This window comes from Streptomyces sp. NPDC059534 (genome assembly GCF_042743475.1).
Taxonomy (GTDB): Bacteria; Actinomycetota; Actinomycetes; order Streptomycetales; family Streptomycetaceae; genus Streptomyces.
Genome location: NZ_JBHWAQ010000016.1, coordinates 129,974 through 142,999 on the forward strand (window position 1 = coordinate 129,974; position 13,026 = coordinate 142,999).

Below are 13,026 nucleotides of genomic sequence, written 5' to 3' on the forward strand. Positions count from 1 at the left end.
TCAGGGGTGTGCCCTCGCTGTGAGGACTCGCTCATGCGACATCCCCCACGTCTGTCCGCGCTGCTCGCAGGAGCGGCGCTCACGATGGCGAGCACCGCTTTCGCCGTCATGGGTACGGCCTCAGGAGCAGCGGCCGCACCCGTCTGCACCGTGGAGTACTCGGTCTCCGGCCAATGGGCCGGCGGCTACCAGGGTGCCGTCACCCTCACCAACAACAGTGCCGCGCTGAACGGTTGGAGCCTCGGCTTCGACTTCCCGGCCGGCCAGGTCGTCAGTCAGGGCTGGGGCGGGAAGTGGTCCCAGTCCGGGACGTCCGTCACGGTCGTGAACGAGACCTGGAACGCCGCGCTCGCCACGGGCGCGAAGGTCACGGGCGGCTTCATCGCCTCCTGGACGGGCGCCAACACGGCACCCACCGCGTTCACGCTCAACGGCACCCCCTGCAACATCGACGGGCCCACCCCCACACCGACGCCGTCGACCACGCCTCCGACCACCCCACCTCCCACGACCACACCTCCGACCACCCCGCCACCGACCGGCACCCCGGTCACCGGCGCGCCCGAACTGAGCGTCACCGGCAACAAGTTCACCGACCAGAACGGCGCGGTGCGACGCCTCCTCGGCGTCAACCGCTCCGGCGGCGAGTTCATGTGCGTCCAGGGCTACGGCTTCTTCGACGGTCCCGTCGACGACGCCTCGGTCAAGGCCATCGCCGACTGGAAGGCCAACACGGTCCGCATTCCCCTGAACGAGGAATGCTGGCTCGGCCTGGACAACATCAAGGCCGAGTACCGGGGCACCAACTACGTCAACGCGGTCAAGGACCTGGTGACCAAGGTCCTCGCCCACGGCATGACCCCCGTGGTCGAACTGCACTGGACGCACGGCCAGTACACGGGCAACTCGTCGGGCTGCGCCGACGTGTACGCCTCCTGCCAGAAACCGATGCCCGACGCCCAGTACACCCCGGCGTTCTGGACATCGGTGGCGAACACCTTCAAGAACGACCGGCGGGTCGTCTTCGACCTGTTCAACGAGCCCTATCCGGACCGGGCGACCTCCACCGCGGCCCAGGCATGGTCCTGCTGGCGCGACGGAGGCAGCTGCCCCGGCATCGGCTACGAAGTCGCCGGCATGCAGGACCTGGTGGACGCGGTCCGCGCCACGGGATCGAAGAACCTCGTCCTCGTCCCGGGCATCGCGTACTCCAACGACCTCAGCCAGTGGCTCACGTACGCCCCCACCGACCCGGCGGGCAATCTGGCCGCCGCCTGGCACGTCTACAACTTCAACACCTGTTCCGACGAGACGTGCTGGAACAACACCCTCGCCCCGGTCGCCGCCAAGGTTCCTCTCCTCGCGGGCGAGATCGGTGAGAACACCTGCGGACACGCGTTCATCGACCGCGTCATGAAGTGGTTCGACGACCGCGGCCTCTCGTACCTGGGCTGGACCTGGAACACCTGGAACTGCAACTCCGGTCCCGCGCTGATCAGTTCGTACGACGGCACCCCCACCGCATTCGGCATCGGGCTGCGCGATCACCTGCGCAGCCTCACCCCCTGAAAGGAATCCCCACCCGCATGAGCCGCACCAGAAGCACCAGTCGCACCGCCCTCCTGGCGGCACTCGGTCTGATCACCGCCACCGGCGCCACCGCGACCGTCTTCGGCACCACCGCCGGCGCCGCCACCCCCGGCTGCAAGGTCGACTACCAGATCACCAACCAGTGGAACACCGGCTTCGGCGCCAACGTGACCGTCACCAACACCGGTGACCCGGTCGCCGCGTGGACCGTCGAGTGGACCTACGGCGGCAACCAGCAGGTCACCCAGGGCTGGAACGCCACCATCACCCAGTCCGGCGTGAACGTCACCGCCAAGAACGTCTCCTACAACGGGACGCTGGCCACGGGCGGTTCCACCTCCTTCGGCTTCAACGGCTCCTACAGCGGCACCAACGCCGTGCCGGCCACCTTCAAGCTGAACGGGGTCGTCTGCAACGGCGCCACCGAGCCGACGACGCCCCCGACCACCCCGCCCACCACTCCCCCGACCACGCCTCCCACCACGCCGCCGACCACACCGCCGGCCGGGACCAAGGCCGACAACCCGTACGCCGGCGCCAAGGTGTACGTGAACCCCGAGTGGTCCGCGAAGGCCGCGGCCGAGCCGGGCGGCACCAAGGTCTCCAACCAGCCCACCGGTGTCTGGCTGGACCGGATCGCCGCCATCAACGGTTCGAGCACGTCGATGGGCCTGCGCGCCCACCTCGACAAGGCCCTGGAGCAGAAGGGCTCCGGCGAGCTCGTCGTCCAGCTGGTCATCTACAACCTGCCCGGCCGTGACTGTGCCGCCCTCGCCTCCAACGGCGAGCTGGGCCCGACCGAGATCAACCGCTACAAGACCGAGTACATCGACCCGATCGCCGCGATCCTCGCCGACTCCAAGTACGCGGGGCTGCGGATCGTCACCACGGTCGAGATCGACTCGCTGCCCAACCTGGTCACCAACGTCTCCGGGCGCCCGACGGCCACCGCCAACTGCGACGTCATGAAGGCCAACGGCAACTACATCACCGGCGTCGGCTACGCGCTCAAGAAGCTCGGCTCGATCGGCAACGTCTACAACTACATCGACGCCGGTCACCACGGCTGGCTGGGCTGGGACGACAACTTCGGCCCGTCCGCCGAGCTGTTCAAGCAGGCCGCCACGGCCGAGGGCTCCACGGTCTCCAACGTGACCGGCTTCATCGTCAACACCGCCAACTACAGCGCCCTGAAGGAGGACCACTTCACCATCAACGACAGCGTGAACGGCACCTCCGTGCGCCAGTCGAAGTGGGTCGACTGGAACCGCTACACCGACGAGCTGTCGTACGCCCAGGCGATGCGCGCCAAGCTGGTCTCGATCGGCTTCGACAGCAACCTCGGCATGCTGATCGACACCTCCCGCAACGGCTGGGGCGGCACCGCCCGGCCCACCGCCCCGGGAGCCCTGACCAGCGTCGACACCTACGTCAACGGCGGCCGCTACGACCGCCGCATCCACCTCGGCAACTGGTGCAACCAGTCCGGAGCGGGGCTCGGCGAGCGGCCGCAGGCGGCCCCGGCCGCGGGCATCGACGCGTACGTCTGGATGAAGCCCCCGGGCGAGTCCGACGGCGCCTCCAAGGAGATCCCGAACAACGAGGGCAAGGGCTTCGACCGGATGTGCGACCCGACCTACACGGGCAACGCCCGTAACGGGAACAGCATGTCGGGCGCGCTGCCGGACGCCCCTCTCTCGGGCCAGTGGTTCTCGGCCCAGTTCCAGGAGCTCATGAAGAACGCCTACCCGGCGCTGTAGCGCCCACGGCCCCGCGGCCGGCCGGACCCCCGGGTCCCGGCCGGCCGCGGGAGCATGCGCGCGAACGCCCCGGAACCGGGGCACACGAAAGCCCCGCGGGACGCGACGTCCCGCGGGGCACCGGCGTACGGCCACACGGCGGGGCCCGCGCACGCCGTCCGGGACTCCTCGCGCACCGTTCGGGGCTCCTCGCGCACCGAGGCCCGGCGGGCCGTTCCCGCGCGCGCCCGCCCGCGCCCGCTCAGCAGGAGGCGCGCACGATCAGTTCCGTCGGCAGGACGTGGCGGCGGGGCTCGGACGGGGTCTCCGTGCCCTCGTGGATCTCCCGGATCAGCATCCGCGCCATCGTGCGGCCCATCTCCTCGATGGGCTGGCGCACGCTCGTCAGCGGCGGGTCCATGAGGCGCGCGACCGGCGAGTCGTCGACGCCGACGAGGGCCACGTCCTCGGGCACCCGACGGCCCGCCTCCCGCAGCACCCCGCGCGCACCGGCCGCCATGACGTCGGAGGCGGCGAAGACGGCGTCCAGGTCCGGCCGCCGGTCGAGCAGCAGCCGCATGGCCCGCCGGCCGCCCGCCTCGGTGAAGTCGCCGGCCGACACCAGGTCCTCGTCGGGCGTGAGGCCGGCCTCCGTGAGACCGGCCCGGTAGCCGCCGAGCCGGGCGCGGGCCACGTACATGTCGAGCGGTCCGGTGACGGTCGCGATCCTGCCGCGTCCGCGGGCCACGAGGTGGGCGACGGCGGCCCGGCCGGCCCCGATGTTGTCGGAGTCCACGTAGGGCACGGGTTCGGCCTCGGAGCGGCGCCCGTTCATGACGACCGGGAGGCCGAGCTCCCGGATGCGGTCGGGCAGCGGGTCGTCGCCGTGCACGGAGGCCAGCAGCACCCCGTCGACGCGCTGGGCGGCGAGGTACTGCTCGAAGCGCTGCCGTTCCTGCTCGCTGCGGACCAGGGTGAGCAGGAGCTGCTTGTCGGCCTCGGCGAGTTCGGCGCTGACGCCCCGGATGAGGTCGAGGAAGTAGGGCTCGGCGAACAGCCGGGCCTCCGCCTCGGGGATGACGAGCGCGATCGCGTCGGTGCGGCTGCCGGCCAGGGCGCGGGCGGCCTGGTTGGGTACGTAGCCGAGTTCGGCGACGGCTCTGGCGACGGCCGTTCTGGTCTGCTCGCTCACCCGCGGGGAGCCGTTGATGACCCGGGAGACCGTGCCCCGGCCGACCCCGGCCCGGGCCGCGACCTGCTCCAGGGTGGGTCTGCCGCTCTGCCGTCCGTTCACAACTCCCGAACTCCCCTCGTAGGACAACGTGCTGCTCACCACGGCCACAAAGAAATGGGAGCGCTCCCACACTAGTCCACCGCCCTCCTGCCGCGCCACGCGTCTGCGTTCAGGAGATGACGACCCCGTGACGCCAGGGCGTCGCGAAACCCCCGGAAAACCTTCCGGTAACGAATCCGCGTTCATGTCTTGACACCCACACCCGCCAGGCAGCAACCTTCCGGCAACGACGTGGGAGCGCTCCCATCCGGGACGCACACAACCTGCATCAGGTCCTGCCAGGCAGCCGCCGAGCCGCGATCAGCCGGCCGGGCCTCATGGCGCACAACGAGCACCACCTTGGACGAGGAGAGTGGAATGCGCACTTCCAGCAGCAGACGCGGACGCCGAGCGGCGATCGCGGCGGTCGCCGTCGTCGTGACCGGCACGACCCTGCTCACCGGTTGCGGCAGCGACGACGACAGCGGCAAGGGCGGCACGAGCACCCAGGGCGCCGAGAAGATCACGCTGCGGATCGGGACCTTCGGTTCGTTCGGCTACGACGACAAGACCGGCGCCAAGCTCTACGCCGAGTACGAGCGGCTCCACCCGAACATCAAGATCGAAGAGTCGAACGTCTCCGACGGCCAGAAGTACTGGGACACCCTGAAGCTGCGCCTCGGCCAGAACAGCGGCCTCGCCGACATCCAGGCCGTCGAGGTCGGCTACATCGCCGAGGCGACCGGCACGGCGATGGCGAACAAGTGGGTCGACCTCGGCAAGGAGGGCGGCGCGAACACCGCCGACTTCCTCGACTGGAAGGTCAAGCAGGCGACGACGGCCGACGACAAGATCATCGCCCTCGGCACCGACATCGGCCCGATGGCCATCTGCTACAACAAGGACCTCTTCGCCAAGGCCAAGCTCCCGACCGCCCGCGAGGAAGTCGCCAAGCTGTGGGCCGGCGACTGGGCCAAGTTCCTCGAGACCGGCGAGAAGTACAAGGCGGCCGCCCCGGCCGGCACCTCCTTCCACGACTCCGCGAGCGGCCTCTTCAACGCCGTCGTCTCCAGCGACCCGGTGCAGTACGCCAACACCAGCGGCCAGCTCGACTGGGAGAACAGCCCCGGCGTGAAGAAGGCGTGGGACACCGCCGTCAAGGCGGCCCAGGGCGGCCTCACCGCCAAGCTGCGCCAGTTCGACGAGAAGGGCACCTGGAACGCGGCCTTCAAGAACTCGAAGTTCGCCACCGTCGCCTGCCCGAGCTGGATGACCGGCATCATCAAGGACCAGGCCGGTCCCGCCAACCAGGGCAAGTGGGACATCGCCGCTCCGCCGGTCGCCGGCAACTGGGGCGGTTCGTTCCTCGCGGTGCCGAAGGCCGGCAAGCACACCAAGGAGGCCGCCGAGCTCGCCGCCTGGCTGACCGCCCCGGAGCAGCACGCCAAGGTCTTCGCGGTCAACGGCAACATCCCCTCGTCCAAGGACACGCTCGCCTCCTCGGCGGTCCAGGACGCCAAGCTGCCGTACTTCGGCGACACCCCGGTCGGCAAGATCTTCTCCAGCGCGGCGGCCGGCATCACCCCCGCCGTCATCAGCCGCTACGACGGCCAGGTGAAGACCTTCCTCACCGACAACGGCATCCTCGACATCGAGCAGCGCGGCACCGACCCGGCCAAGGCGTGGGAGAACGTCAAGAAGCTGGTCGACGACAAGATCGACCAGTAGCGGGGACCGTGTGCCGGCCCGCCGCCCGCGGGCGGCGGGCCGGCACCGCACGCACCACCGCACGCATCGACCTGGAAGGACGCCCCCGTGGCCACCTCCGTTCGGGCGAGGACCGACGGCTCCCCGCCGCCCGCCGCACCGCCCTCCTCCTCCGGCGCCCGCCGCCACCGCTCCACCTCGGGCGGTTGGCGGAGCACGCTCTACCGCTGGGACCTCAAGGCGATCCCGTACGTCTTCATCGCCCCCTTCTTCCTCACCTTCGCGGCCTTCGGCCTCTTCCCGCTGATCTACACCGGCTGGCTCTCGCTCAACCGGGTCGAGCTCGGCGGCGACCCGACGTGGAAGGGCCTGGAGAACTACACCGACCTCGCGACCAGCGAGTTCTTCTGGAACGCGCTCGCCAACACCGTCACCATCGGGGTCATCTCGACCGTCCCTCAGCTGCTCATGGCCCTGGGCCTGGCGCACCTGCTCAACTACAAGCTCCGGGGCCGCGGTTTCTTCCGGGTCGCGATCCTCGCCCCGTACGCCACCTCGATCGCGGCGGCGACCCTGGTCTTCGCCCAGCTGTTCAACACCGACTACGGCATGATCAACGGCCTCCTGGGCTGGATCGGCATCGACCCGGTGAGCTGGGAGTCGTCCAAGTGGCCGGCGCAGATCGCGATCTCGGTGATCGTCACCTGGCGCTGGACCGGCTACAACGCGCTGATCTACCTGGCCGCCATGCAGGCCGTGCCCCAGGACCTCTACGAGGCCGCCTCGCTCGACGGCGCCTCGCGCTGGCGCCAGTTCGTCAGCGTCACCATCCCCTCGATCCGGCCGACGATCCTCTTCACGATCATCGTCTCCACCATCGGCGCCACCCAGCTCTTCGGTGAGCCGATGCTCTTCGGCGGCAGCGTCGGCATCAGCGGCGGCAGCGGCAACCAGTTCCAGACGCTGAGCCTGCTGATGTACGAGAAGGGGTGGGTGACCGGCGCGCTGGGACAGGCTTCCGCGATCGCCTGGGTCATGCTCCTGCTCCTGCTCCTGATCGGCGGCGTCCAGGCGCTCGTCTCCCGCTACAACCGCAAGAAGCTGGGGGGCTGACCTCATGGCCCGCACACTCGACACGACACCCCTCGAGGCCAAGGCGCCGGCGGCCCGGCCGGGGCGGCGCTTCCGCCAGTCCGCCGGCCGTCAGCACCACGCCGGACCGCTCACGTACGTGCTGCTCGTCGTGGCCGCGTTCGTCTCGCTCTTCCCGCTGTACTGGAACGTGGTCGCCGCCTCGCACAGCGGCGAGCGGGTCGTCGAGGCCCCCGCCCCGCTGCTGCCGGGCAACCGCCTGCTGGACAACCTCAGCTTCGCCTGGAACCAGGTCGACATGGGCGCGGCGCTGATCAACACGACGATCGTGGCGAGCCTGGTGGCCCTGTCCACCGTGCTGTTCTCCACGCTCGCCGGATTCGCCTTCGCCAAGCTGCCGTTCCGGGGCCGGGGCATACTGCTCTCGCTGGTGGTCGCCACCATGACGATCCCGCCGCAGCTCAGCGTCATCCCGCTGTACCAGATCATCACCGACCTCGGCTGGTTCGACCAGCTCCAGTCGGTGGTCCTGCCCTCGCTGGTGGCCGCCTTCGGCGTCTTCTTCATGCGCCAGTTCCTGGTCGAGGCGCTGCCGATGGAGCTGGTGGAGGCGGCCCGGATGGACGGGGCGCACAGCCTGCGGGTCATCTGGCACGTGGTGTTCCCGATCGCCCGGCCGGCCATGGCGGTTCTCGGCATGCTGGTCTTCGTGCAGTCGTGGAACGACTTCTTCTGGCCGTTCATCGCCCTCACCCCGGACGGCAACCCCACCCTCCAGGTGGCCCTCGCCGGACTCGGCGCGGGAAACCACACCGTGGACCACGCCGTCGTGCTGACCGGCGCGCTGATATCCACCGTGCCGCTGCTGCTGGTCTTCGCCTTCCTCGGCAAGCACATCGTGGGCGGCATCACGGCCGGCGCCGTCAAGAGCTGACCGGCGCCCCTCGCCCCGCGGCAGCCTGCTCCGCACGGCACACCTCTCCGTCGGGCATGCCCGCCCCGTGCCGCATGCCCTTTCCGTACCGCATGTACCGAACGTACGTGCCCCGTACCCGCGTTGGGAGCCCTCTCCTATGACCGCGTCCGAGACCCGGCCGCTCACCGCCACCCGTTCGTTCCCGTCCGACTTCCTCTGGGGCGCGGCCACCGCCGCGTACCAGATCGAGGGAGCGGCGGCGGCGGACGGCCGCACCCCGTCCATCTGGGACACCTTCTCGCACACCCCCGGCAAGGTCTTCGAGGGCCACACCGGCGACGTGGCCGTGGACCACTACCACCGGTTCCGCGAAGACGTCGGCATCATGTCCGAACTCGGCCTGAACGCCTACCGGTTCTCCGTCTCCTGGTCCCGGGTGCAGCCCACCGGGCGGGGGCCGGCCGTCCAGAAGGGCCTGGACTTCTACCGGGCGCTCGTCGACGAGCTGCTCGCGGCCGGGATCGAGCCGGCCCTGACGCTCTACCACTGGGACCTGCCCCAGGAGCTGGAGGACGCGGGCGGCTGGCCCGAGCGGGCCACCGCCGAGCGGTTCGCCGACTACGCGGGGATCGTCGCCGACGCCCTCGGCGACCGGGTCAAGCGATGGACCACGCTCAACGAGCCCTGGTGCACCGCCTTCCTGGGGTACGGCTCCGGGGTGCACGCCCCCGGCCGTACGGACGCGGTGGCGAGCCTGCGCGCCGCCCACCACCTCAACCTCGGGCACGGGCTCGCGGTCCAGGCCCTGCGGGCCTCGCTGCCGACGGACCGGCAGCTCGCGGTCTCGCTCAACCTGCACGAGGTGCGCCCGCTGACCGGTTCCGCCGAGGACGCGGAGGCGGCCCGCCGTATCGACGCCGTCGGCAACCGGGTGTGGCTGGGCCCGATGCTGGAGGGCGCCTACCCCGAGGACCTGCTCGCCGACACGGCGCGCCTCACGGACTGGTCCTTCGTCCGGGACGGCGACACCGCCGCGGCGAACCAGCCGCTGGACCTGCTCGCGATCAACTACTACACGCCGACGGTCGTCTCGCACATGCCGGAGGGCGCGGAGAAGCCCCAGGACGACGGTCACGGCAACAGCGCGTACTCGCCGTGGCCGGGCGCGGACTCGGTGGCCTTCCACCGGGCGCCGGGCGAGCCGACGGCGATGGGCTGGGCGGTCGACCCGAGTGCGCTGTACGACCTGCTGACCCGGGTCTCGGCCGCCTATCCCGGGCTCCCGCTGGTGATCAGCGAGAACGGTGCGGCGTACGAGGACGTCGTCGGCGAGGACGGCACGGTGCACGACCCGGAGCGGGCGGCCTATGTGCACGCGCATCTGGAGGCGGTGCACCGGGCGATGACCGACGGGGTGGACGTGCGCGGCTACTTCCTCTGGTCGCTGCTCGACAACTTCGAGTGGGCGTACGGCTACGCGAAGCGGTTCGGCGCGGTCCACGTCGACTACGACACACTGGCGCGCACGCCGAAGTCCAGCGCGCGCTGGTACGCGCGGGTGGCCCGGTCGGGTGAGCTGCACGCGCCCGACGGCGGCTGATCCCGCGACGGGGGGAAGGGCCGTGCCGGGAGTCCGGCACGGCCCTTCGCCCGTCTCAGGTGCCGACCGTCGGTCAGATGTCGACGACCCGGTAGCCGATCACGTAGACGCCGCCGGAGCCCTCGACGGAGCGCCACTGGGTCTCGGCGCCGACCTCGCTGCCGGTGACCAGCGTGGCGCCGAGCTTGTCGTCGCCGCTGGTCGTGTCGTAGTCCCAGAGGGTCAGGGTGCGGGCCTGCTCCTTGCCGAGGATGAGCGCCGCGTTGCCGTTGCCGTCCTCCATGGAGCGGACGTAACCGGTGCCCATGGTCTGGTACTTGATGCCGTTGCCGGGCCAGACCTTGACGGCGTTGCCGTTGGCGTCGGTGATCTTGAGGTACGCCTCGTCGTGGTCGCCCTCGCTGTTCTTCTGGCAGTGCAGCTCGAACAGCTCGATCTTCACGTAGTCGATCGGTTCGGCGTGCGCGGTGCCGGCGAAGGCGCCGAGGCTGCCGAGTCCCAGCAGGGCGGTGGCGGCGATTCTGACGGCTCGGTTCTTGCGCATGTGGTCCCCCCACACATCGGGTCACGCGTGTGACATGTGTTCCGGCCCGCCTCCGCGGCGGGGCCGGGTGCCGTTTCCCCCCGGCACGACACCTACTGTGCCCGGCCCGCCCGGCCCGGTTCTACGCGCGTTCCGCTGGATGGAACGGGCCTGCCGGGCAAGGGTGTCCGGGGCGCGTCAGAGCACGAGGGCGGCCGACGGGACCGGTCTTCGCTGTCCGCCCCGGGCGAGCGAGCGGGTGATGGCGGCCCCGGCCTCGGCGACGGCCTGGGCGAGCGCGTCGAGCCTCCGGCCGGCCGGGACCATGCCGGCGAGCGCGGCGACGGTCCGCCCGTCCGGGGCGCGGACGGGCAGCGAGGCGCAGCACACCCCTTCCATCACGTCCTCGCGGTCGAGGACGGGGCCGCCCCGGAGCGGGCCCCGCAGGGCCTTTCCGGCGGCGGTGTCGAGCCGGAAGGCGATGCCGTCGCGTACCGGCAGGAGCGGTTCCAGGTCGCCGGGAGCGGAGCTCACCGTGATGGCCATCTCCTCGCGCATCACGGCGAGGACCACGCTCGCGCCCGTGACGCCGCGGAGCCGCTGGATCGGCAGCCGGGCGGCGGGCACCAGACCGGGGTGGGGTTCCCACGCCTGGCCGAGCCGGTAGAGCTGCGGGCCGACCCGGTAGCGGTTGCCCTTCCGTTCGACCGCGCCGACCCCGACGAGCTGGTCGAGCAGCCGGTGCACACTGCCCTTGGGCACCCCGCAGGCGAGTGCGAGTTCGGTCACACCGGCCTCGTCGCCGCTCCGGCGCAACGCGTCGAGCAGCGCGAACGCCCCTTCGAGGACGCTCCGGCCCCGCTCCTGCCCGGCCGCCCGGCCGGTCCCGGCAGTCACTTCCCCCTCCGGCGCGCGCGTCGTACCGGTGTCCATGAGTCTCCCCCGACCCCTCACGCCCCAGCCGTGGTCCCCCGATGGCACGGCTCCGGGCCCGCCTCCCACCATGCCGCAGACCGGACGAATCGACGAAGGGATTGCGCCGCGCGTCGTGTCGCCGGGTCCCTGGCCGGGACGGGGCGGCGGCCCCCGTAAGGTGTCCGCTCATGAGACACGCTCATCCGCCCGCCCCCCGGTCACGGCGCCGCAGGAACACCGCCCTCGCCGCGGCGGTGCTCGCGGTGGCCGGCGTGGCGACCGCGTTCGTCGTCGCCGCGACGCCCTCGCAGTCCGCGCCCCGCCCGGGGGCGGAGAGCGCCGCGAAGGGCGGGGGCCCGTGGCTCCGGGCGGCGGGGGCGCCGCTGACCGTGATCGCGCACCGCGGCGCGCCGTCCGCCGCGCCCGAGAACACGCTGATCTCGGACGAGGTGGCCCGCCGGGGCGGGGCGAAGTGGATCGAGAACGACGTCCAGCCGAGCAAGGACGGCGTGCCGTACGTCCTCCACGACTCCACGGTCGACCGGACGACCGACGGCACGGGTCCGCTCCGCGACCTGACCGCGGCCCAGCTGGACGCGCTCGACGCCGGTTCCTGGTTCGCGCCCGCGTACGCCGGTGCCCGTGTCCCGACGCTCGCCGCCCAGCTGGAGGACCTGCGGAAGCGGGGCGGGAACCTGCTCCTGGAGGTCAAGGGGCCGCACAGCCACGCCGAGGTCGCCCGGATCGTGCGGGAGATCCAGGCGCAGGACATGAGCGACCGGGTCTTCGTGCAGAGCTTCGACATCCCGTCGCTGCGGTACGTCCACGAGCTGGCGCCCGATCTGCCGCTGGGTCTGCTGCGCGACCGGCTGGACCCGGATCCGGTCGCCCTCGCCGGGGAGCTGGACCTCTCGGCGTACAACGTCGCGGACGCGGCGCTGGCCACCCGCCCCGAGGCGGTCGCCGAGCTGCACGCGGCGGGCGTGGCCGTGAACGTCTGGACCGTGGACCGTCCCGCCCGCTGGAAGGCGCTCGCCGCCCTCGGGGTCGACGGGGTGATCACCAACCGGCCGACGGAACTGGCGGGCTGGAACAGCGCCCAGCTGCCCTAACGCCCACCCGAATCACCCTCTTCTTCCCGATTTGCCCGCTCGTGGTGGCGCTCCTCCCACTCGGGGAGGAGGCCGGGGTTGACCCGGGTGAGGATGGCCGCGACGTGCGCGGGATCGGCCGCGGCCCACAGGACGTCACGGGCGGCGCGGTACTTGGCGGCGAGCCGTTCGCGCTGGGCGGGCGGCAGCGCGGCGGCCCGGTCGACGCGGCTGTTGTGCGCGTTGTCGGCGATCTTCACCAGGGTGGCGTCGGGGTTCTCGGCGATACGGCGGATCTTCTCCTCGTACGGCGTGCCGGGCCGGTTGGTGACGGCTTCGACGACGGCGACGACACCGTCCGGGATGCCGTCGGCCCGCAGCCGGTCGGCGGTCCACGCGGTGTCCTCGATGACGTCGTGCAGCAGCCCGGCCATCGCCAGGTGCGGGCCGAGGGGCGCGAGTGCCGCGGCGACCGCCCGGACGTGCTCCACGTACGGGGCACCGGCCTTGTCGACCTGCCCGGCGTGTGCCAGGGCCGCCAGTTCGTCCACTTCGGCGAGAGACTTCATCCCCCCATGAT

Annotated in this window: 11 protein-coding genes; 7 read left to right on the forward strand and 4 right to left on the reverse strand. The window is 71.3% G+C overall.

Annotated features, from left to right (window positions below):
- Positions 1-33 precede the first annotated feature (33 nt).
- A complete protein-coding gene (locus ACFVZH_RS20310) occupies positions 34-1,569 on the forward strand; it encodes a cellulase family glycosylhydrolase (protein WP_384898780.1) in 1,536 nt (511 codons plus the stop codon).
- Between the two features lie 17 nt (positions 1,570-1,586).
- Positions 1,587-3,350: a glycoside hydrolase family 6 protein gene (locus tag ACFVZH_RS20315; RefSeq protein ID WP_384898781.1), complete on the forward strand. Its 1,764-nt coding sequence runs from the start codon at positions 1,587-1,589 to the stop codon at positions 3,348-3,350.
- A gap of 241 nt (positions 3,351-3,591) precedes the next feature.
- On the opposite strand, the gene ACFVZH_RS20320 is transcribed toward ACFVZH_RS20315, so the two are convergent.
- A complete protein-coding gene (locus ACFVZH_RS20320) occupies positions 3,592-4,623 on the reverse strand; it encodes a LacI family DNA-binding transcriptional regulator (protein WP_384898784.1) in 1,032 nt (343 codons plus the stop codon).
- Between the two features lie 357 nt (positions 4,624-4,980).
- On the opposite strand from ACFVZH_RS20320, the gene ACFVZH_RS20325 reads away from it, so the two are divergent.
- The 4 genes from ACFVZH_RS20325 (at position 4,981) to ACFVZH_RS20340 (ending at position 9,917) form a co-directional block, all read left to right on the forward strand.
- Complete coding sequence (locus ACFVZH_RS20325) at positions 4,981-6,330, forward strand: ABC transporter substrate-binding protein (RefSeq protein WP_384898785.1); 1,350 nt, start codon at positions 4,981-4,983, stop codon at positions 6,328-6,330.
- A gap of 87 nt (positions 6,331-6,417) precedes the next feature.
- Complete coding sequence (locus ACFVZH_RS20330; RefSeq protein WP_384898787.1) at positions 6,418-7,422, forward strand: carbohydrate ABC transporter permease; 1,005 nt, start codon at positions 6,418-6,420, stop codon at positions 7,420-7,422.
- A 4-nt stretch (positions 7,423-7,426) separates the two neighbouring features.
- Positions 7,427-8,335, forward strand: a complete 909-nt coding sequence (locus ACFVZH_RS20335) for a carbohydrate ABC transporter permease (protein ID WP_384898789.1) — start codon at positions 7,427-7,429, stop codon at positions 8,333-8,335.
- Between the two features lie 139 nt (positions 8,336-8,474).
- Positions 8,475-9,917, forward strand: a complete 1,443-nt coding sequence (locus ACFVZH_RS20340) for a GH1 family beta-glucosidase (RefSeq protein ID WP_384898791.1) — start codon at positions 8,475-8,477, stop codon at positions 9,915-9,917.
- 73 nt (positions 9,918-9,990) lie between these two features.
- On the opposite strand, the gene ACFVZH_RS20345 is transcribed toward ACFVZH_RS20340, so the two are convergent.
- Positions 9,991-10,461, reverse strand: a complete 471-nt coding sequence (locus tag ACFVZH_RS20345) for a hypothetical protein (RefSeq protein ID WP_384898792.1) — start codon at positions 10,459-10,461, stop codon at positions 9,991-9,993.
- Positions 10,462-10,638: 177 nt separating this feature from the next.
- Positions 10,639-11,337 carry a helix-turn-helix domain-containing protein gene (locus tag ACFVZH_RS20350; RefSeq protein WP_384898794.1) on the reverse strand — a complete coding sequence of 233 codons (699 nt, stop codon included), beginning with the start codon at positions 11,335-11,337 and terminating at the stop codon, positions 10,639-10,641.
- A 206-nt stretch (positions 11,338-11,543) separates the two neighbouring features.
- Between ACFVZH_RS20350 and ACFVZH_RS20355 the strand changes: the two genes are divergently transcribed.
- Positions 11,544-12,467: a glycerophosphodiester phosphodiesterase gene (locus ACFVZH_RS20355; protein WP_384898796.1), complete on the forward strand. Its 924-nt coding sequence runs from the start codon at positions 11,544-11,546 to the stop codon at positions 12,465-12,467.
- Here ACFVZH_RS20355 and ACFVZH_RS20360 read toward each other — a convergent pair.
- Positions 12,464-13,015 carry an HD domain-containing protein gene (locus tag ACFVZH_RS20360; protein WP_384898798.1) on the reverse strand — a complete coding sequence of 184 codons (552 nt, stop codon included), beginning with the start codon at positions 13,013-13,015 and terminating at the stop codon, positions 12,464-12,466. The genes ACFVZH_RS20355 and ACFVZH_RS20360 overlap by 4 nt on opposite strands.
- Positions 13,016-13,026: the final 11 nt, after the last annotated feature.

Excerpts from the sequence above, each read along its gene's own strand:
- ACFVZH_RS20310 (WP_384898780.1), top strand. The coding sequence starts at position 34 with ATGCGACATCCCCCACGTCTGTCCGCGCTGCTCGCAGGAGCGGCGCTC.
- ACFVZH_RS20315 (WP_384898781.1), top strand. The coding sequence starts at position 1,587 with ATGAGCCGCACCAGAAGCACCAGTCGCACCGCCCTCCTGGCGGCACTC.
- ACFVZH_RS20325 (WP_384898785.1), top strand. The coding sequence starts at position 4,981 with ATGCGCACTTCCAGCAGCAGACGCGGACGCCGAGCGGCGATCGCGGCG.
- ACFVZH_RS20335 (WP_384898789.1), top strand. The coding sequence starts at position 7,427 with ATGGCCCGCACACTCGACACGACACCCCTCGAGGCCAAGGCGCCGGCG.
- ACFVZH_RS20340 (WP_384898791.1), top strand. The coding sequence starts at position 8,475 with ATGACCGCGTCCGAGACCCGGCCGCTCACCGCCACCCGTTCGTTCCCG.
- ACFVZH_RS20345 (WP_384898792.1), bottom strand. The coding sequence starts at position 10,461 with ATGCGCAAGAACCGAGCCGTCAGAATCGCCGCCACCGCCCTGCTGGGA.
- ACFVZH_RS20355 (WP_384898796.1), top strand. The coding sequence starts at position 11,544 with ATGAGACACGCTCATCCGCCCGCCCCCCGGTCACGGCGCCGCAGGAAC.
- ACFVZH_RS20360 (WP_384898798.1), bottom strand. The coding sequence starts at position 13,015 with ATGAAGTCTCTCGCCGAAGTGGACGAACTGGCGGCCCTGGCACACGCC.